The organism is Bordetella petrii (genome assembly GCF_017356245.1).
Taxonomy (GTDB): Bacteria; Pseudomonadota; Gammaproteobacteria; order Burkholderiales; family Burkholderiaceae_B; genus Bordetella_A; species Bordetella_A petrii_D.
The window spans coordinates 177594-196578 of the sequence record NZ_JAFMZZ010000004.1 but is presented as its reverse complement, the minus strand read 5'-3'; the positions used below and the strand labels follow the sequence as shown (position 1 = coordinate 196578).

At 69.2% G+C, this 18985-nt stretch carries 19 protein-coding genes; 9 read left to right on the top strand and 10 right to left on the bottom strand.

All coding sequences use genetic code 11. The annotated features are described in order from the left end of the window. Window positions 1-16 precede the first annotated feature (16 nt). The 4 genes from J2P76_RS19045 (at window position 17) to J2P76_RS19030 (ending at window position 4595) form a co-directional block, all read left to right on the top strand. Window positions 17-994 carry a Bug family tripartite tricarboxylate transporter substrate binding protein gene (locus tag J2P76_RS19045; protein WP_207409422.1) on the top strand — a complete coding sequence of 326 codons (978 nt, stop codon included), beginning with the start codon at window positions 17-19 and terminating at the stop codon, window positions 992-994. Between the two features lie 29 nt (window positions 995-1023). After that, window positions 1024-2709, top strand: coding sequence for a thiamine pyrophosphate-dependent enzyme (locus J2P76_RS19040; protein ID WP_207409421.1), 1686 nt, complete (start codon window positions 1024-1026; stop codon window positions 2707-2709). After that, complete coding sequence (locus J2P76_RS19035) at window positions 2706-4118, top strand: aldehyde dehydrogenase family protein (protein ID WP_207409420.1); 1413 nt, start codon at window positions 2706-2708, stop codon at window positions 4116-4118. Before J2P76_RS19040 ends, J2P76_RS19035 begins: the two co-directional genes overlap by 4 nt. 81 nt (window positions 4119-4199) lie before the next feature. Beyond that, window positions 4200-4595, top strand: a complete 396-nt coding sequence (locus tag J2P76_RS19030; protein WP_207409419.1) for a WG repeat-containing protein — start codon at window positions 4200-4202, stop codon at window positions 4593-4595. Between the two features lie 40 nt (window positions 4596-4635). Here the strand turns inward: J2P76_RS19030 and J2P76_RS19025 are convergent, their stop codons facing one another. From J2P76_RS19025 to J2P76_RS19015, 3 genes are all read right to left on the bottom strand, one after another. Then, window positions 4636-5043, bottom strand: a complete 408-nt coding sequence (locus tag J2P76_RS19025; RefSeq protein ID WP_207409418.1) for a Rap1a/Tai family immunity protein — start codon at window positions 5041-5043, stop codon at window positions 4636-4638. Between the two features lie 82 nt (window positions 5044-5125). After that, window positions 5126-6022, bottom strand: a complete 897-nt coding sequence (locus tag J2P76_RS19020) for a PhzF family phenazine biosynthesis protein (protein WP_242697617.1) — start codon at window positions 6020-6022, stop codon at window positions 5126-5128. Further along, window positions 6015-6974 (bottom strand): tripartite tricarboxylate transporter substrate-binding protein, encoded by a 960-nt coding sequence (locus tag J2P76_RS19015; RefSeq protein ID WP_207409417.1) that lies wholly within the window; start codon window positions 6972-6974, stop codon window positions 6015-6017. The genes J2P76_RS19020 and J2P76_RS19015 overlap by 8 nt, the downstream gene beginning before the upstream one ends. A gap of 202 nt (window positions 6975-7176) precedes the next feature. Here J2P76_RS19015 and J2P76_RS19010 point away from each other — a divergent pair, with 202 nt between their 5' ends. Beyond that, complete coding sequence (locus J2P76_RS19010; protein WP_207409416.1) at window positions 7177-7968, top strand: AraC family transcriptional regulator; 792 nt, start codon at window positions 7177-7179, stop codon at window positions 7966-7968. Here J2P76_RS19010 and J2P76_RS19005 read toward each other — a convergent pair. From J2P76_RS19005 to J2P76_RS18995, 3 genes are all read right to left on the bottom strand, one after another. Continuing rightward, the gene (locus J2P76_RS19005) at window positions 7940-8932 is read right to left on the bottom strand and encodes a Bug family tripartite tricarboxylate transporter substrate binding protein (RefSeq protein WP_207409415.1); all 993 of its coding nucleotides are present in this window, start codon (window positions 8930-8932) and stop codon (window positions 7940-7942) included. The genes J2P76_RS19010 and J2P76_RS19005 overlap by 29 nt on opposite strands. A 46-nt stretch (window positions 8933-8978) precedes the next feature. Beyond that, window positions 8979-9860: an amidohydrolase family protein gene (locus J2P76_RS19000; RefSeq protein WP_207409414.1), complete on the bottom strand. Its 882-nt coding sequence runs from the start codon at window positions 9858-9860 to the stop codon at window positions 8979-8981. 147 nt (window positions 9861-10007) lie between these two features. Continuing rightward, the gene (locus tag J2P76_RS18995) at window positions 10008-10958 is read right to left on the bottom strand and encodes a LysR family transcriptional regulator (RefSeq protein WP_207409413.1); all 951 of its coding nucleotides are present in this window, start codon (window positions 10956-10958) and stop codon (window positions 10008-10010) included. 211 nt (window positions 10959-11169) lie between these two features. Here J2P76_RS18995 and J2P76_RS18990 point away from each other — a divergent pair, with 211 nt between their 5' ends. Both J2P76_RS18990 and J2P76_RS18985 read left to right on the top strand, forming a co-directional pair. Further along, window positions 11170-11637 (top strand): (2Fe-2S)-binding protein, encoded by a 468-nt coding sequence (locus J2P76_RS18990; protein WP_207409412.1) that lies wholly within the window; start codon window positions 11170-11172, stop codon window positions 11635-11637. Next, a complete protein-coding gene (locus tag J2P76_RS18985; RefSeq protein WP_207409411.1) occupies window positions 11634-13970 on the top strand; it encodes a xanthine dehydrogenase family protein molybdopterin-binding subunit in 2337 nt (778 codons plus the stop codon). Before J2P76_RS18990 ends, J2P76_RS18985 begins: the two co-directional genes overlap by 4 nt. A gap of 60 nt (window positions 13971-14030) precedes the next feature. Here J2P76_RS18985 and J2P76_RS18980 read toward each other — a convergent pair whose 3' ends face one another. Further along, window positions 14031-15410 carry a J domain-containing protein gene (locus J2P76_RS18980; RefSeq protein ID WP_207409410.1) on the bottom strand — a complete coding sequence of 460 codons (1380 nt, stop codon included), beginning with the start codon at window positions 15408-15410 and terminating at the stop codon, window positions 14031-14033. Between the two features lie 30 nt (window positions 15411-15440). Further along, window positions 15441-17162, bottom strand: a complete 1722-nt coding sequence (locus J2P76_RS18975) for a molecular chaperone HscC (RefSeq protein ID WP_207409409.1) — start codon at window positions 17160-17162, stop codon at window positions 15441-15443. 111 nt (window positions 17163-17273) lie between these two features. On the opposite strand from J2P76_RS18975, the gene J2P76_RS18970 reads away from it, so the two are divergent. Then, a complete protein-coding gene (locus J2P76_RS18970; protein WP_207409408.1) occupies window positions 17274-17942 on the top strand; it encodes a hypothetical protein in 669 nt (222 codons plus the stop codon). Between the two features lie 153 nt (window positions 17943-18095). Next, window positions 18096-18281: a hypothetical protein gene (locus J2P76_RS18965; protein ID WP_207409407.1), complete on the top strand. Its 186-nt coding sequence runs from the start codon at window positions 18096-18098 to the stop codon at window positions 18279-18281. Window positions 18282-18298: 17 nt separating this feature from the next. Here J2P76_RS18965 and J2P76_RS18960 read toward each other — a convergent pair whose 3' ends face one another. Both J2P76_RS18960 and J2P76_RS18955 read right to left on the bottom strand, forming a co-directional pair. Continuing rightward, complete coding sequence (locus tag J2P76_RS18960; protein WP_207409406.1) at window positions 18299-18700, bottom strand: RidA family protein; 402 nt, start codon at window positions 18698-18700, stop codon at window positions 18299-18301. Window positions 18701-18789: 89 nt separating this feature from the next. Next, window positions 18790-18978: a DUF3008 family protein gene (locus J2P76_RS18955; RefSeq protein ID WP_207409405.1), complete on the bottom strand. Its 189-nt coding sequence runs from the start codon at window positions 18976-18978 to the stop codon at window positions 18790-18792. Window positions 18979-18985 lie beyond the last annotated feature (7 nt).

Here is an 18985-nt window from a genome sequence, read left to right as displayed (position 1 = left end):
ACAGGAGAGAGACAACATGAATATCACCCGTTTCACGGCCGCGGCGCTGGGCCTTGCGTCGCTGCTGGGCGCCCACGCGGCCGGCGCGCAGCCTTACCCTTCCAAGCCGATCACCCTGATCGTGCCGTTCGCCGCCGGCGCTTCGGCCGATGGCATCGCGCGCGTGCTGGCCAAGGACATGTCGGCATCGCTGGGCCAGCCGGTGGTGGTCGAGAACAAGCCAGGGGGCGGCGGCGCCGTGGGGCTGATGATGGTGTCCCACACCAAGCCCGACGGGTATACGCTGGGCATGGGCGCGACCGGCGCGATTGCGGTGAATCCGCATCGCCCCGGAGCTTCGCCGCTGAAACCCGAGCAGGACCTGACGCCGGTGGCGAAGCTGGCCAATATCCCGTTGGTGATGATCGCCGGCAAAAGCACGGGCTACGCCAGCTTGAAAGACTTGATCCAGAAGGCGAAGCAGCATCCGGCCGAGCCGCTGATCTACGGCACGCCCGGCCAGTACACGGCGCAGCACCTGTCGGGCGAGCTGGTAGGGGAAATGGCCGGCATCAAGATGAGCGCCGTGCCATATCGCGGCAGCGGCCCCGCCGTCAGCGACGTGCTGGGCGGCCAGATCGGCCTGGCGGTGGTGGACCTGACCTCGGCCTACCCGCATGTGAAGGCCGGGGCGCTGGTGGCGCTGGGCGTGACCAGCGCGCAGCGCACCAAGGTGGCCCCCGACCTGCCGACCCTTGCCGAATCCGGCTTGCCGGGCTACGACGCGCCCGCCTGGATGGGATTGTTCGGGCCTGCCCAGCTGCCGCCCGACATCGCCGGCAAGATCGCGGACGCGGTGCGCGATGCGCTGGCCAAGCCGGCCGTGCAGCAGCAGGTAATCGGCCTGGCCGCCGAGCCCGATTATGCGGACGCCGCGCAGTTCGCCGCGTTTACGCATGCCGAGTCGGAACGCTGGGGCAAGCTGCTGCAGTCGATATCGGCCCCGCGCAACTGAAGATGCATGTTCAACCAGGAGTGTCTTGCATGACTAATACGGGTGGCCAGGCATTGGCGGCCGGCTTGATTCGCAACGGAATCCGCGATCTGTTCATGATTCCGGGCATTCAGCTCGATTGGGCGGTCGACGCGCTGCGCCAGCGCGGCGCGGAAATCCGGCTGTATGTGCCGCGCCACGAGCAGACCACCACCTACATGGCGGACGGCTACTACCGCGCCAGCGGCGAGGTCGGCGCGGCCATGGTGGTGCCGGGGCCCGGTGCATTGAATGCGGGGGCGGGCCTGGCCACTGCGTATGCGTCGAATTCGAAGGTGCTGTTCGTTACCGGGCAGATCCATTCGGCGGGCGTCGGCCGGGGCCTGGGCCTGCTGCACGAGATAAAAGACCAGACCGGCTTCGTGGCGGGCCTGACCAAATGGAACACGTTCGTTCATGCGCCGCAGCAGATCGGCGCCGCGGTGGACCAGGCCTTCGCGCAGCTGCACACCGGCCGACCGCGCCCCGTCGGCATGGAGATTCCGCACGATTACCTGAGCGCGGCGCTGCCCGGCCCCGATATGCCACCGGAGAGCGGCGCCGATGCCGAAGCCGCGCCGGCGCCAGTAGAAGACGCCGTGCTGGACCGGGCCGCGGCGATTCTGAACGCGGCCCGCCTGCCGGTGATCTATGCGGGCGGCGGCGTTTTCCAGGCCGGCGGCTGCGAGGCGCTGCAGGCGCTGGCCGAGCGCATCGGCGCGCCGGTGGTCATGAGCGACAACGGCCGCGGCGCGCTCAGCGACCGCCATCCGCTGGCGATGAATTCATTGGCCGGCCGGGCCGTGTTCCAGCATGCCGACGCCGTGCTGGTGGTGGGCAGCCGCTTCATCGATGCCCTGACGCCCACGGCTTCCTGGCCGGCCAGGCCCGGACTGCGGTTCATTCATATCAACATCGACGCCGCCGACCTGTCGCCGCCCCGGGCGCCCGATGTGGCCATCGTGGCGGATGCCGCCACGACGCTGCCCCGGCTGGCCGAGCGGCTGGCGCCGCGCAGCGCGCTGCCCGAAGCGGACGCGCTGCGCGTGAAGGCCTGGGCGCAGGGCCAGATCGACGCGATCATGCCGCAGTCGGCCTATGTCAGCGAGTTGCGCGCGGCCATGCCGGACGACGCGATCTTCGTCAATGAACTGACGCAGGTGGGCTACCTGGCCCGCATCGCCTTTCCCGTGTACGGACCGCGCACCTACATCGGGCCGGGCTACCAGGGCACATTGGGCTACGGGTTCCCAGTGGCGCTGGGCGCCGCAGTCGGCGGGCGCGGGCGCCGCGTGGTGTCTATTACCGGCGACGGCGGCTTCGGCTGGAACCTGCAGGAACTGGCCACGGCCCAGCGCTATGGTCTGCCGGTGACGCTGGTGGTGTTCAACGACGGGCACTACGGCAATGTGCGCGCCATCCAGAAGCGCGAATTCGGCGCCGAGGTGGCAGTCGACCTGGCCAATCCCGATTTCGGCACGCTGGCGCGGGCCTTCGGCGTGCCGTTCGAGCAGGTCGGCACGCCGCAGGCGCTGGGCGCGGCGGTCAAGGCGTCGCTGGCGGCGCAAGGGCCGGTGATGATCGAAGTGCGGATCGGCGTGGTGCCCAGCCCCTGGCACCTGCTGCGCCTGCAGCCGATGAAAGGCATGACAGGCCCGGCGGCGCCGGTCAATCCCCTGGGCGAGGCCCGGCCATGAACATCTATGACCACTTTTATGCGGACGGCCGGTTCATTTCGGTAGCGGAGGGGCGCCGCCATGTCGTGGTGAACCCCGCCAGCGAAACCGCGTGCGCCGAGGTGGCGTTGTGTGGCCGGGGCGACGTGGACGCCGCGATCAAGAGCGCGCGGCGCGGCTTCGAGGCATGGCGGCATAGCCGCCTGGATGAGCGCGAGGCGGCGCTGCGGCGGCTGAAGGCCGCCCTGGAGCCGCGCGCGGACGAGATCGCGGCATTGCTGGCCGTCGAGATGGGCTGTCCGGTGTGGCTGGGTGGGCTGATGCAGATGTCGATGCCCTTGAAGGGCCTCGACTTCGCCATCGAAGGCCTGTCGCAAATAACGTGGGAAGAACGCGTCGGCAACGGGCTGGTGGAGCGTGTGCCCGGCGGCGTCGTGGCGGCCATCACGCCATGGAATTTTCCGGTGCACCAGATCGTGGCCAAGGTCGCCGCCGCCGTGGCGGCGGGCTGCAGCATCGTGGTCAAGCCCAGCGAGGTGGCGCCGGGCGCCGCATGGGCGTTCATGCAGGCCGTGCACGAAGCCGGGCTTGCCGCGGGCGTGGTGAACCTGGTGTGGGGCGATGCCGATGTGGGTGAATACCTGGTGACGCATGCCGGCGTGGACCGGATCAGTTTCACCGGTTCGACCGCGGTGGGCCAGCGCATCATGGCCAGCGCCGCTGCCAGGCTGACGCCCGTGACACTGGAACTGGGCGGCAAGTCGGCCGCGGTGCTGCTGGACGATGCCGACCTGGCGGCCGCGATTCCGGCGGCAGCGCGGATGGGGCTGGCCAACTCGGGCCAGGCCTGCGTCAGCCAGTCGCTGCTGCTGGTGCCCCGGCCATTGCGCGACGAAGCGATTGCGCGGTTCCAGCAGGCGGCCGCCGGCTGGGTGCTGGGCGATCCGCTGGACCCGGCCACGCGCCTGGGGCCGGTGGCGACCGCCGCGCAGCATGCGCACGTGAACGCGATGATCGCCCGCGCGCAAGAGCAGGGCGCCATGTGCGTGATGGGCGGGCCGACGGGTTTGTCCCGGGGCTATTTCGTGGCGCCGACCTTGTTCTCGAACGTCAGCCCGGACATGGAGATCGCCCGGCGCGAAGTGTTCGGCCCGGTGGTGGCGCTGATGACCTACGAAAACGAGCACGAGGCCGCGGACCTGGCCAACGCGTCGGGCTATGGCCTGTCGGGGGCGGTGTGGTCGGGCGATCCGGCGCGGGCAGTGTCGTTCGCCCGCCGCCTGAAGACCGGCCAGGTGGTGATCAACGGCGCCGCGCAGAACCTGGCCACGCCTTTCGGCGGCTGGGGGTTGTCGGGCTTCGGCCGCGAGAATGGCAGGTTCGGCATCGAGGATATGTTGAGCTTCCGGTCGCTGCACGGGGCCGCGTGAAGCGGCCGCGGGCCGTCCAGGGCGGTGGTACGCTGGGCTGCAATGCGCCATGCGCGTCAATACCCATCGAGTACCGACCCCATGAAGATGCACTTTGCGATGCTTGCCGCCGCGCTGCTGGCCGCGGCGGCCTTGCCGGCCCGCGCCCAGGACTACGGCCGCCACGGCCACGCCCTGGTCCAGGACAGCAAGGGCTGGGTGTATATCGACCGCGACCGGCGCCCCGTGCTGCGGCCTTACATCTTCGACAACGGCCCGGACTACTTCGAGGAGGGCCTGGCCCGGTTCGTCGACAAGGGGAAGATGGGCTTTTTTGACGAAGCCTTGAACATCGTGATCCCCGCGAAGTACGACTTCGCCTTTCCGTTCCGGAAGGGCGTGGCCAGGGCCGGCACCGATTGCCGCACGTTCCAGCATGGCGAGCATTCGTCGGTGCAGTGCAAGACCTGGGAATACCTGCGCAAGCCCGCCAAGTAGATTGTTGTTCGCCCTGCCTGCACCTGCAGGCGACGCCCGCTCAGTGCTTGCAGGGATATGCCTTGGCCAGGGCCTCGACCACGATGCCCGCGGCGCCTTCCGAGCGGCGCGCTTCGGGAAGATCGCCCAGGTAGTCGAGCACCGGCGCCGGCATGGCTTCCATGTCCAGGTCTGAAGCCGGGCACCATTGCTTGCCGTTGGCGGTGTCGGCGATGCCGAGTATGTACGAGGTCGCCATCAGGGTGGACAGCATGGTGCGCTGCGCGGGGTCTTTTACCCAGGATGCCAGGCCGCCGCTCATGATGCCGTCGTAGAGTTCCTGGGCGGTGATCGGGCGGTACGGAGAAGGCTGCTGGGCAGGGGCGGCCGCCGCCGTGCCTGCCGCCAGCGCGAACGCCAGGGCGGCGAGCAGGCGGGGCGGGCCGGTGCGGCGTGCGGGCTGGGTCATGGCCGGGTATTCCTGTTCGGTGAAGGCAGGCGGCCATGTTATCAGCGGGCCGGTCCGGCGCGGCAGGCCGCCCGCCGCCGGGTCAGTCCTGCCATTGCACCGCGCCGCTCAGCCAGCAGCCTGGCGCATCGTCGCGCGCCCTGAGCTCGATGGCCGACGGCGACCCCATCGCAATACCCTGGCGTATGGTGCAGGGCTGGCGGGGGTCGATCCGGCCGGTTTGATGCAGGTAGCCCCACAGCGCTGCGGCCGCAATGCCGGTGGCCGCGTCTTCGGGGTAGCCCGACGATTTCGGGAACTGCCGGGCGCAGGCGTGGCCCTCCGCCAGTGCATAAGGGTAAAGGCCGGTGGATTCCAGCGCGTCGCACAGCGCCGGCACCGCGCTGAAGTCAGGCGCCAGGCTGTCCAGCGCGGCGGCGCCGGGCAGGCGCACCAGCGTTTTCACACGGCTGGTGCAGGCGTTGACGGCTTGCAGACCCGGCGTGGCCGGGTCGATGCGCAGTACCCGCGCGATGTCCGCCAGCGCCGCCGCGGGCAGCGGAGCAAGCTGCGCGGGGGGCTGCGAAATCCAGGCACGCTGGCCGGCTTCGTCCCAGATCCCGTCGACACTGCCGCTGGCCGTTTCGATGCGGGCCGCCGCACGCCGCCAGCAGCCCCACTGGCGCAGCGCCCACAGAGTGCCGACGGTGGCGTGCCCGCACATCTCCATTTCGTGGCCGGGCACGAAAAAGCGGAATCGCCAATCGTGGCCGCTGGCCGGATCGGCCGGCGGCAGGATGAACGCGGACTCGTGGCCGTAATCGGCGGCCAGCGCCTGCATGGCCTGGCTCGCCATGCCGCGCGCGTCGAGCACCAGCGGCACGGGGTTGCCGCCGCGCGCGCCGGCGGCCGGGTCCACGAATACCCGGATCAGGATGGCCTGCCCGGGCGCAGGCGGGCGCGGCGGGCGGCGAGCGGCGGGGACATGGATATCAGTCAATGCGGGCTCCCACCGATTTGGCGATTCCGCCCCAGAACGGCACGTCGTGCTTTACCGCTTGCGCGAGCGCGCCGGAGGGGCCGGGCTGCGCGCGGACACCTTTGGCGGCAAGATCGGCGGCGATGGCCGGATCGTTCAGCGCCGCGTTCAGGGCCTGGTTCATGCGGGTGACAATCTGCGGGGGAGTATGCCCCGGAAACGCCAGGCCATACCAGAGCTGCTGTGTATAGCCCGGGAAACCCTGCTCGGCAAAGGTGGCCACGCCGGGCAGAATGTCCGTGGCAGCGGTGGTGCCCACAGCGTCCAGCTTGCCGCCAAGCACGTACGACGCAAGGCCCACCGGGTTGTCAAACATCAGGTCGACCTGTCCGCCGATCAGGTCGGTGTAGGCGGGAGCCGCACCCCGATAGGGGATATGGGTGAGACTCAGGCCCTGCTTGGTGCGGAACATCTCGCCCAGCAGGTGCGATACGGTGCCCACGCCCACCGATGCGAAATTGGCCTGGCCACGCTGCTTGAGCGCCTGGATCAGGCCGGCGACGCTGCGCGCGCCTATCGATGGATGGACCGCGAGCACATAGGGCGAAGTCCCGATGAAGCCCACATAGTCGAAATCATGCAACGGGTCGTAAGGCAGGTGCTGGTACAGGCTGGGGCTGACGGCGTGCGTGCTGGTGGTGACGGCCAGCGCGGTATAGCCATCGGGCCGGGCGCGGGCGGCCTGTCCGGAGCCTACCGTGCCGCCCGCGCCGCCGCGGTTTTCGATGATGACGGTCTGACCCAGTTCACGCGCCAGGGCGGGCTGCAGGGTGCGTACTACCAGGTCGGTGCCGCCGCCGGCCGGAAACGGCACGATCACGGTAACCGGCCGGTCCGGCCAGGGCGCTTGTGCCTGGGCCAGCAACGGCGCGGCGGCCAGCGCCAGGGCAAGCAGGCGGAATGAGTTGGGCATGGGGCCTCCTGTGGATTCAGGAAGGCATCCTATGCGCGGCGCGCGGCTGGCCCAAACCTGTGCGCGACAGGACATGATCCCGCATGCGACAGCCGCGGGGCCGCCACGGGTAAATGCCCATGCCGCGGCATGCCCGGGGGCAGCCGCCCGGATTTAAGATAACCGCAGGCGGCGTCAAGGGTGCGCCGCCGGAGATCCCGTCATGGCCAGCGCCGTTCCTCTTTCTTCGAAGCTCGATCTGATCGCATGCGATGGCTATGCACTGGCGGCAAGCCGCCAGCCCGGCTATGTATTCGACTGGCACGTGCATGACTGCGCCATGCTGCTGTGGCCGCGCACGGGGGCGCTGGACAGCGCCTGGCAGACGGCCGGTGGGCGCCGGCGCGGGCGGCTGGCGCGCGGGCAGGCCCTGCTGCTGCCCGCGCAGGTTCCGCACAGCACGCGGTCGACCGGCGCCGCCCAGCAGCATGGCGAACTGTACCTGGCCGCCAATCTGCTGCGTGAATGCCCGGTCGGCGGGCCGCTGCAGCTGGATGGCGCGGCGCAGGCCATGCTGGATGCCTTGTGGATGCCGGCCCTGGCGGCCGCCGCCCGGGCCAGCCTGGTGCGCGCCCTGATCGGGCAACTGGCCGCGAGCCGGGCGCTGGCGCTCGAAGAAGATCCCCTGGCCGATCTTGCCGGCCGGTGGTTCGACAGCCTGCGGCTGGCGCTGGAAGACAGCCGGCCGCTGCCGGCGATCACGCAGTCCGCCGCGCGCCTGGGCGTTTCGGTTCGGACCCTGCAGCGCGCCTGCCTGCAAGAGTACGGGCTGACGCCGCTGGACTTGCGGCGCACCCTGCTGGCGCAAGCCGCCCGGGCGCGGCTGGCGGGCGGCGAATCGCTGGCGTCGGTCAGCGCCGCGCTGGGCTTTGCCAACAGCGGGCATCTGGGGCGCCTGCTGCGCGCGGTGCCCGCGCGTCGCGCGCCTACTCGTTCGAAATATGAGCCGACTTGATCAGCTTGCCCCAGGTGGCGGCCTGGCCGTGCAGGAAAGCGCCGAAGTCATCCGCCGAACCTGACGCTACCGTGACGCCCATGGACGCGAGCTTTTTCTGCACGTCCGGCTTGGCCAGCGCCGCATTGATCTGCTTGTTGAGCTTGTCGATGATGGGGCGGGGCGTGTCCTTGGGCGCCACGAAGCCCCACCACACCGAGGCTTCCAGCTTGGGATAGCCGGCATCGGTGGCCGACGGCACCGACGGGATCAGCGCCAGCCGTTCGGGGCTGGCCACCATGATGGCGCGCAGCCGCCCCGATTCGACCTGGGGCAGGGCCTGCAGCGGATCCAGCAGCATGAACGACACGCGCCCGGCGGTCAGGTCGATGATGGCCGGCGCGCCGCCCTTGTACGGAATGTGCAGCATGTCGGTGCCGGTAACCGATTTCAGCATTTCCGAGCCCAGGTGGGCAGAGCTGCCGCTGCCGGCCGAGGCATAGGTGACTTTGCCCGGGGCCGCCTTGGCGGCATCCGTCACGTCTTTCAGCGATTGATAGGCGGACCCGGACGGCACCATCATGATCAGCGGCGACGAGCCCAGCTTGGCAATCGGGGCCAGCGAGTCCAGTTCCGAGAAGGTCCGGCTGGGATACAGCGCCGTATTGGTCGCCAGCCCGTTGCTGCCGATCAGGATGGTGTAGCCGTCGGGCGCGGATTTGGCGGTGTACTCGTAGGCGATGGTGCCGTTGGCGCCCGCGCGGTTTTCCACGACTACCGATTGGTTCAGCTGTTCGCCCAGGTGCTGGCCGATCAATCGGCCCAGGATGTCGACCGCGCCGCCCGGCGGAAAGGGCACCACAAGATGGATCGGCTTGTCGGGATAGGTGTCCGCCGCCTGGGCGGCGGCCCCTTGCGGCGCGAGGCCGAGCAGGCCGGCAGCCGCCAGCGTTGTTGCCAGTGTGCGGATGGATATGCTGTTCATGAAAGTTCTCCTGTGTGGATGCGTTTGAGATGGCCTGCGCCAGGTCTCAGCCTGGCTGCGCGGCGGGCTCGGGCCAGCGCAGCACCCGCGCCGCCGTCTTGCCCATGACCCATTCCCTGTCGTCGGGGCCGAGAAAATCCAGGGCGATGCGGAAGTGGTCCACGCACTCCTGGTAAGTGCAGGGCAGCCGCGTGAAGTCGGAGCCCCACATGCAGCGCCGCGGTCCGAACGCGTCATAGATGCGCCGCAAGTAGGGCGCGATATTCGTGAAAGGATAGGGCTGGCTGCTGTAGCAGGGCGCGGCCGACATCTTCACGTACACGTTCGGCAGCGGCGACAAGGCCAGCAGCCGGTCCAGGTCGGCGAAGCAGGCGTCGTCGCGCAGCTGGCTTTCCCGCGCCATGTGGTCGAGCACGATGGTCAGGCCCGGGTAGCGCCGCGCGATGGGGGCGACTTTGTCGACCTCGCCGGGGACGAACAGCATCAACGGGATCTCCAGGCGTTCGCACGCCGACCAATACCAGTCGAGCGCGCCGGGCTCCAGCCAGCCGCTCCATTTGGGCTTGTGGAAAGTCATGCGGATGCCCAGCATCCGCGGCTGGTCCAGCCAATGCTCCAGCTGCCGGCGCGCGTCGGGGGCGTCGGGATTGAAGCGCCCCATGATGCCCAGTCGCGACGGATGCCGCTGCGCCTCGCGCAGCGCGGTGATGTTGCTGTCGCCCACGGGCGATGGCGGCACGATGATGGCCCTGGATACGCCGGCGGCATCCATGATGCCCAGGAACTCGTCGGCCAGCAGCGGCGCTTCGCGATGCGGGCGGGCGCCGGGCACCGCCACGAATGTTTTCTTGCCGATTTCTTCGGCGGGCCAGGGTTGGTCGGCGCGGTGGGCCTCCCAGAAATGCACCTGGGTATCGGTGATCAGCATGCAGGACTCCTTGCTACGGCTGCGGCTGCTTGCGCAGAGTCCGAATGCTAATCGCTGCACTTTGATACCGAAATGGCATTTCCTGTCTAGCTGTTATGAGAAACAGGAATATCAGGCCGGAGACGTCCGCCGGGCGCGGCAGCCCGGTCAGCCGTCGCGTGTGCTGGCGCGGCGCCGCAGCAGCGGCGATGCCTTTTCGGCCGCGGCCATGATGTCGGGCAGAAAGCCGCGGATCAGCCCGGCGGTGGCGCGCGCCAGTGCGGTGCTGGGGCGTTCGGCAGAAGTCGCCAGCGCCAGCACGCTGGTCATGCGCGGGGACACGATCCGCCGCGCGGACAGCGCCGGCGCGGCGCGGGCGATCAGCAGCGCGTTGAGCGTGACGATGGCCTGCCCCAGGCCCTGGTCGACCAGATCGACGATCGCGCCGACGGCGTCGATTTCCAGCGCGATGCGCGGCTTCTTGCCGATATTGGCCAGCCGGGTCTCGACCTGCATGCGCAGCGGGTGGGGGCGGCTGGGAATGATGAGCGGCACGCTGGCCAGGTGCTTCATGGGCACCGAGCCACGCAGGCCGGGGCCCGCGCCGCGCCGCTCTACCAGGAACAGCGGATCTTCGCGCAGCGGGATGATTTCGAGTTCGGGCGTGGGAACCGGATCGTGCAGCAGCGCGACATCGATGCGGCCGGACAGCAGCCATTCGTACAGGTGCACGGTCAGCCCTTCGGTCATCGACAGCGTGGCCTGGGGGAAGGCCTGCTTGAACCGGGTGGCCAGCGGTGCCGTGATGAGACGGCCCACCGAATACGGCACCCCCACGACGACCCGGCCGATCGGCGCGCCGCGGGTGTCTTCGACTTCCTGCCGCGCGCGTTCGACCTGCATCAAGATGCCGCGGCCGTGCGCCAGCAGGCGCTGCCCGGCTTCGGTCGGGTTGACGCCGCGGCCATTGCGGTACAGCAGGTTCTGCCGCAGTTCGATTTCCAGGCTGCGGACTTGCCTGCTGAGCGCGGGCTGGGCTACGTCGAGAATGGCGGCGGCCTTGGTGAAACTGCCCAGTTCGGCGACGTGGACGAAATATTCCAGCTGGCGTAGATCCATGGCCGGCTCCGATGGCGCCGTGGCGGCTTGGTTGGCGGGTATGCCGGCAAGCTGGGTTTCCCGGCCGGCATGGGGCGCCAGCATACTACCTGGCCCATCAGTCGCGGGCCGACACGTCGGCCGCCCGCTTTCGCGTCCGGTGGCCTGCCGCGCCGCGCTGCGCTAGTATGGGTGTCTTCTCGCCTTGTCTTTCCCGCCCAAGGAGCTCTCCATGGCCAGCTTGACAATCAATGGCAAATCCCAAGACATAGACGCGCCCGACGACATGCCCCTGTTGTGGGTCATTCGTGACCGCCTGGGCATGACCGGAACCAAATTCGGCTGCGGCATGGCCATGTGCGGCGCCTGTACGGTGCACCTTGACGGTGCACCGATTCGTTCCTGCGTAACGCCCATTTCCGCGGCGGCCGGCAAGCAGATCACCACCATCGAGGCCGTGGGCGACGACGCCGTCGGCCGGGCCGTGCAGCAGGCCTGGACCGAGATCGGCGTGCCGCAATGCGGCTATTGCCAGTCGGGCCAGATCATGTCGGCCACGGCGCTGATCAAAAGCAACCCCAAGCCCACCGACGCGGATATCGACGCGGCCATGAGCGGCAATATCTGCCGCTGCGGCACGTACCCGCGCATTCGCGCCGCCATCAAGCAGGTGGCCGCCGCCCAGGGAGCCGCCAAATGAACGAGTTCTACCGGATGTTCCCGCAGGCGCCCGGTTTGGTCGGCGACCTGCCCGCGTCGCCGGCCCGCCGCGACTGGTTGAAGGCCGCCGGGGCGTTGACCGGCCTGGTGCTGTCGGTGGGCGCCAGCGGCATCGTGCGCGCCGCCGAAGGCGCCAAGGCCGACAAGAAGTATGGCGCCGACGGCATGCCGCATGGCACGGTCGACGATCCCCACGTGTTCGTGTCGATCGGCGCCGACGGCATCGTCACCATCATCGCGCACCGCGCCGAAATGGGCACCGGCGTGCGCACGGGTCTGCCCATGGTGGTGGCCGACGAGCTCGAGGCCGATTGGGACAAGGTCCGCGTCATCCAGGCGCCCGGCGACGAGCCCCGCTATGGCAACCAGGACACCGACGGCTCGCGCAGCACGCGCCATTTCTTCCAGCCCATGCGCCGCGTGGGCGCGGCCGCGCGCGGCATGCTGGAAGCCGCCGCCGCCAAGCAATGGGGCGTGCCGGTGGCAGAGGTCGCGGCGCGCAACCATGAGGTCATCCACGATAAAACCGGACGCAAGCTGGGCTACGGCGAACTGGCCGAAGCAGCCGCCGCGCTGCCGGTGCCCGCCGCCGGCGAGCTGCGCCTGAAAACCCCGGAACAGTTCCGCTACATCGGCAAGCAGAGCACGCGCAGCGCCGATATCCAGGCCATTGTTTCCGGCCACACTCATTTCGGCATCGACACGCGCCTGGACGACATGCTGTATGCCGTGGTGGCGCGGCCGGCGGTGCTGGGCGGCAAGGTCAAGCGCTACAGCGCCGATGCCGCCATGAAGGTGCCGGGCGTGGTCAAGGTGATCGAGATCCCGGCCGGGCCCATTCCGCCGGTGTTCGCCCCGCTGGGCGGGGTGGCCGTGATCGCCCGCGATACCTGGGCGGCGCTCAAGGGCCGCCAGGCGCTCGAGATCGAATGGGACGACGGCCCGAACGCCAGCTACGATTCCGAGGCCTTCCGCAAGACGCTGAGCGAAGGCGCGGGCAAGCCGGCCAAGGCCGTGCGCAACGATGGCGACGCCATGCAGGCGCTGCAGGGGGCCGCGCGGCGCATCCAGGCCGAATATTATCTGCCGCACCTGGCGCACGCCTCGATGGAGCCGCCCGCGGCCACCGCGCGCGTCGCCGACGGCAAGTGCGAGGTCTGGGCCTGCGTGCAGTCGCCCTACGGCACGCGCGAAAACGTGGCCAAGCACCTGGGCCTGGACACCGCGGCGGTGACCGTGCACCAGACCTTGCTGGGCGGGGCCTTCGGGCGCAAGTCGAAGTCGGACTTCGTGGTCGAGGCCGCCTTGCTGTCGCGCGCCATGGACGGCAAGCCGGTCAAGGTGACCTGGGCGCGCGAAGACGACATCACCAACGACTACTTCCATACCGTCTCGGTAGAACACCTGGAAGCCGGCTTCGACGCGCAGGGCAAGGCGGTGGCCTGGCTGCACCGCACCGCGGCGCCTACTATCGGCTCTACTTTTGTCGCCAATGCGCAGGGCCAGCAGCCGTTCGAGCTGGGCATGTCGGCGGTGAACATCCCGTTCGACATCGCCAACTTCCGGGTCGAATCGGTGCCGGTGCCCGCGCATACGCGCATCGGCTGGTTCCGCTCCGTGTCGAACATTCCGCACGTCTTCGCGGTGCAGAGCTTCGCGGCCGAGATGGCCCACGCGCTGGGGCGCGACCACCGCGATTACCTGCTCGAACTGATCGGCCCGCCGCGCAAGATCTCGCCCGCCGACATGTCCGACGGCTGGAACTATGGCGAGTCGCCCGCCACCTATCCGCTGGATACCGGCCGCATGCGCCATGTGGTCGAGGTGGCGACCCGCGAGGCGGGCTGGGGGCGCAAACTCGAAGCCGGCCGCGGGCTGGGGCTGGCTGTCAGCTACAGCTTCGTGACATACGTCGCCACGGTGGTGGAAGTGGCGGTGGGCAAGGACGGCAGCCTGGCCGTGGAGCAGGTGCACGTGGCGGTGGATTGCGGGCCGCAGGTGCACCCCGACCGCGTGCGCGCCCAGGCCGAAGGCGCGTGCATCATGGGCCTGAGCCTGGCTACCCGCAGCGAGATCTCGTTCGCGAAGGGGCGCACCAACCAGACCAACTTCCACCAATACGAAGTCGCGCGCATGTCAGAGGCGCCGCGCGACATCAAGGTGCACCTGGTCGAGCACGGCTACGACATGCCGCTGGGCGGCGTGGGCGAGCCGGCGGTGCCGCCGTTCGCCCCGGCCCTGTGCAATGCCATCTTCGCCGCAACCGGCAAGCGCATTCGCAGCCTGCCCATCCGCGACCAGCTCAAGGCCTGAGCGCGGCCATGGGGGTGTGGCCCGCCGGGCGGGCCGCCCCCGGGCCCGCGCCACGGCCGGCTATTTCGGCGCGGCCGGCGGCTGTTGCGGACGGAACTCGAACGGCAGCCGGGCCGTCAGCGAGTACGCCAGCTTGCCATCGACGCGCGCGCCCTGGGCGGCGGCCAGGGCGGCGGAATCCAGCGGCCTGCTGCCTGAACTCTGGCTGACCGCGGCCTGCACTTCGCCCCACGACGTCACGGTCAGCGTGATGTACACGGTGCCGCGCGCGCCCCAGCCGTTTTTGGGATAGGCCGGAATGGGCACTTCCAGCAAGGCCTGGCCGTTCGGGTTGCCGCCGGCGACCGGGCCGGTAATGCGGTAGGCGCGCTTGCCGCCGGCGAAGCTGGTAATCGGCTGCAGCTGGTCGGCCGGAGCCTGCGGCTTAGGGGCGGCCTGCGTTTGCTGCGGGCGGGCCTGGCTGGCGGTGGGCCGCTGCGACTGGGTAGACCACGCGTGCAGGCCGTTGGCCAGAATGCCGACGAAGATCCAGACGTACCACTTGGGCCAGCCGATTCCGCTGCCCTGCAGTTTGCGCAGGCCGCGCACCAGCAGCGGCGGCGACTGCAAGGCCTGTTCGTAATGCCGCGCCAGCGCGGCGGGCACGTGCAGGCGCCACCACAAGGGCATGTGCCGCGAGACAAAATAAATGACGGGATGGGCCCGGTTGGCCCGCCGCCAGCCGGGCGACGGGTGGCGCCGCATGCGCTCGATGGCGCGCTCGTTCTGCAGGCGCTGCTTGCGCGGCTGCCGTTCCCACAGTTCGCGTTCTTCGATATAGCGCTGCAGCCATTCGGCCGCGCGCGGCGTGCGCGGGCGGTAGGCGGCATGTTCCCAGTGGAATTGCCGCTGGCCCAGGGAGTACAGCGCGTATTGCCCGTCGGGCCGTTCGGCGATGTGTTCGAGCAACCGGTCGCCGAAGTCCGCCATGGCGTCCAGCGATTCCAGCCCGGGCTGCGAGGTCAGGCGCTTCCAGGCGGCGGGCAGGGCCTGCGGCTCGGTCTGCATGAGTTCGGCGATGGATTCGTCGACGATTCTTCGCCGTTCGCGCGCGGCGCGCCAGGTGGCGTGCCGCGGCACCTGGCGCACGGTCTGCTGCGGCTGCCGCGGCGCATAGCCGGACGCCGGAATATCGGCCAGCGCGGCCGGGGGCTGGGGCGCGGACTCGGGGTCGGCCGGGTTGCCGGCGTCGGGCGCCGGGGCGGCCGGTTCCTGGGCCTCGGCCGCGGCGCCGGCGTTGCGGGCCCAGTCCAGGGCGGTTTCATAGGCGCGGCGCAGGGCTTCGAATTCGCCGGCCTGGGTGTGCTGGTCCAGTGTTTTCAGCCGCTGCGCGTAGGCGCGCCGGATCGCCCGGGTGTCGGCGGTCGGCGTGATGCCGAGCACGGTGAAGATCGCTTGCATGGGGTCGGATCGTCGTGGGCGGGTCTGGCGTTACAGCGGATCGGGCTCAGTATCGAAGACGTTGTAGCGGTCGAAGTGCTCGATGGCGCGGCGCAGCCGGTCGCGCGCGCTTTCGATGGCGCGCTCGTGCTGTTCGGCCAGCGCGGCCTCGAACAGGCTTATCTCTTCGCCCATGACTTCGCGCGCGCGCCCGCGCAGGAAGGCATATATGCGTTCGGCCTCGGCCATCACCCCGCGGTTTTCCAGCTTGTCGCGCGGGTGGATTTTCAGTTCGGCCAGGGCCGCGAAGCGCTCGGCGATCTGCTGGTCGGTCAGCTCGCTGGCGTGGCTGCGGATGACGATGCGATATACCTCGCTGTCGGAAAGGCGCATGGCCTCGACTTCCAGGATGCCGTTGACATCGTAGGTGAAGCGCACTGCCACGGTGCCGTCGGTGCGCGAGCCGCCGTCCAGCGGCACGGCCAGCTCGCCGATCTTGATGTTGTCGCGCACCGAGCGCGATTCGCCCTGGTAGATGCGCAGCAGGATTTCTTTCTGGCCGTTGCGCAAAGGAGAATATTCCTGCACCCGGCTGACGGGCACCACCGTGTTGCGTTCGATGATGGGCGAAAACTGCCCCTCGACATGGCGGCCGTCGTCCAGCTCGCGCGAGGTTTCCACGCCCAGCGAGTATGGGCAGACATCAGTCATGACCACTTCGCGCAGGGCCGCGTCGCGCGCTTTCAGGCCGGCCATCACGGCGGCGCCCAGGGCCACGACTTCGTCGGGGTTCAGGGCTACCGACGGAAAACGGCCGAACATGCGCGTAACCAGGTTGCGGATCATGGGCGCGCGCGTGGCGCCGCCGGCCAGGACGACTTCCTGGATGTCGCCGCTGCGCAGCCCGGCATCGCGCAGGGCCCGTTCCAGCGGCGCGCGCAGGCGCTGCAGCAGGGGTTCCGAGATCGTCCGGTAGTGCTCTTCGGACAGTTCCAGGCGGTAGGCCTGGTCTTTCCAGTGCACCGCGATCTCGGCGGAATCGGCCTCGCTGAGCTGCCGCTTGGCGGCTTCGACGCGCGCGCGCAGGTGCTGCATGAAGGCGTGGTCGTCGCGCGCCCGCTTGGGCACGTTGGCCGACTGGCAGAACCAGTACACGATTTCATTGACGAAATCTTCGCCGCCCAGGAAGTTGTCGCCGGCGGTGGCGCGCACTTCCATGACCCCTTCGAACAGCTCCAGGATAGACACGTCGAAGGTGCCGCCGCCCAGGTCGAACACCAGGAACTGCGATTCGGCCGCGCGCTGGTGCAGGCCATAGGCCAGCGCGGCGGCCGTGGGCTCGTTGATCAGCCGCTCGACATGCAGGCCGGCCAGCCGGGCCGCGGCGCGGGTGGCCTTGCGCTGGGCATCCGAAAAATAGGCGGGCACCGAAATGACCGCTTCGGTCACGGTTTCTCCCAGGGCGGCCTCGGCGTCTTCTTTCAGCGCGCGCAATACCAGGGCCGACAGCTCTTCGGGCCGGAAGCGGCGTGCGCCCAGCTGGAACAGCTTGTCGCCGCCCATGTGGCGCTTGAACAGGGCGGCGCTCTGGCCGGGGTGGGTCTGCAGGCGCTCGCGGGCGGGTTCGCCCACCAGCACGGTGCCATCTTCATCCAGGCTGACGCAGGACGGCGTCAGGTTGCGGCCCAACGCGTTGGGTATCAGCCTGGCCTGGCCGTCGCGCCAGCAGGCTGCCAGGCTGTTGGTAGTGCCGAGATCGATGCCGACTATCATGAACCACGCTGTTCCTCGCGCCGGGCGGTGCGGCCCAGTGGAATGCCCGGCGGGTCCGACGCAGCGATTGTTTGCAAATATGACGGTTGCGGAACTATATACTGACACGCCATGACTGCACTAGCCGCCATCTTTTACTTCCTGGGCCAGCATTCGCTGTGGAGTCTGCCGCTGCTGGTGCTGGCGGGGCTGGCGGTGGGGGCCTGCCTGGCCCGCTGGCTGGGGCACCCCGCGTGGTACGCTCTGGGCATCGCCGGTTTCGTGGCGGGCATGGCCAATGTGTTCACCGGGCCGATGGCCAATGCGCTGTTCGTGCATGCATTCGGCACGTACGGCAGCGCCGTTATCACCCATGCCGAACAAACCAGCTCGCAGCTCAATGAGCAGTACGTCTGGGCCTACGATGCCGTGCTGAAGACGGCCGATGGCCGCGATGTGAAGTTCCATTTTGACACCCTGTCGGCCAGTCTGTATCCGGTGCGCAATGAAATCGAACTGCCGCCAAAGGGCGAGCGCTTCGTGGTGAAGTACATGCCCGGCTTCGAGCGCAGCGTGGTGATCATGCGCGACGAATCGCCGTTCGGGCGACGCCGCCTGTTGCAGCGCGCCCGCGCGCCGGTCGAGCGGGCGCGGGCCCAGCTGGCCGCCAGCCCAGGCAATGACGGGTTCCGGCAGGAATACCGCCAGGCGCTGCGGCAGTTCCTGGACGCTTACCAGCACGATGCCCCGCCCGGCCTGGTGCAGCAGTACCGGAACGAACTGCAGGCCATGGGGTCGTAGCCGTACCGCCGCGCTGCCCGGCCCTTCCATACTTAGGCAACGGCAAACCGTCGGCTTGCAACATCCGAATTGTCGCGGCCCGGCCAGGCGTTCACACTCTGGGTCTTTTGCGAGGAGACACAGATGAGGCAGGCACGGGCGTGTATTGCGGCGATGTTGCTGCTGGGAGGCATGGCGCAGGCAGCGGCGGCGGGCTACCCCGACCGCCAGGTGAAGCTGGTGGTGCCGCAGGCGCCCGGCGGCGCTTCGGACTTCCTGGCGCGCCAGGTGGCGCAGGGCCTGACCGAAGCCTGGGGGCGGACCGTGGTGGTCGAGAAGTCGGGCGCCCGCGTAGACTGAACGCCGGCCGCGGGGCTTCAGGCTTCGGAGACGGGGCCGGGCGGGCGGCGTTCGGGAAGCAGGGCCTGGACTTCGATCTCGACGTCGACGTCCAGGGCCAGCCGGGCCTGCACGGTGGACCGTGCGGGCAGCGCGTGGCCGAAGCGCGCGGCATAGACTTTGTTGAATTCGCCGAACAGCGCCATGTCCGACAGCCACACCGTGGCGCGCACCACGTCTTGCAGGTGGCAGCCGGCCTTGGCCAGTGTCTCGGTGATGCGGTCGAATACGGCTTCGGTCTGCGCGGCGATATCGCCGCGCACGACCTGCCCCGCCGCGTCCATGGGGATCTGGCCCGAAGCGAACAGAAAGCCGTTGGCCTTGACGGCGCGCGACAGCGGCAGGGGCGTGGCGGCGGGCAGGCGGGTGACGCGTGACATGGCGGTACCTCGTCAAGGGTGGGCGGGCGTGCCGCCAACCCTAGCACAGGATGCCGCGCCGCGCCCAGCCCGGCGCCGCGGCCCGCGCCTCACGAGTCGTGCTTGTGCTGCGGCTTGCCGTGCCGCGAGGCGGACGCCATTTTTTCCAGTTCCTTCTCGTCCATCGATTCGTACATGGATTTCGAAGCGCCCTTCAGGCTGCTTTTTTTCTGTTCGCCACGCTTGGCGGCAAGGGCAGCGCCGGCCGCCTTTTGCTGGGCTTGGGATTTCGCGGGCATGAGTGGC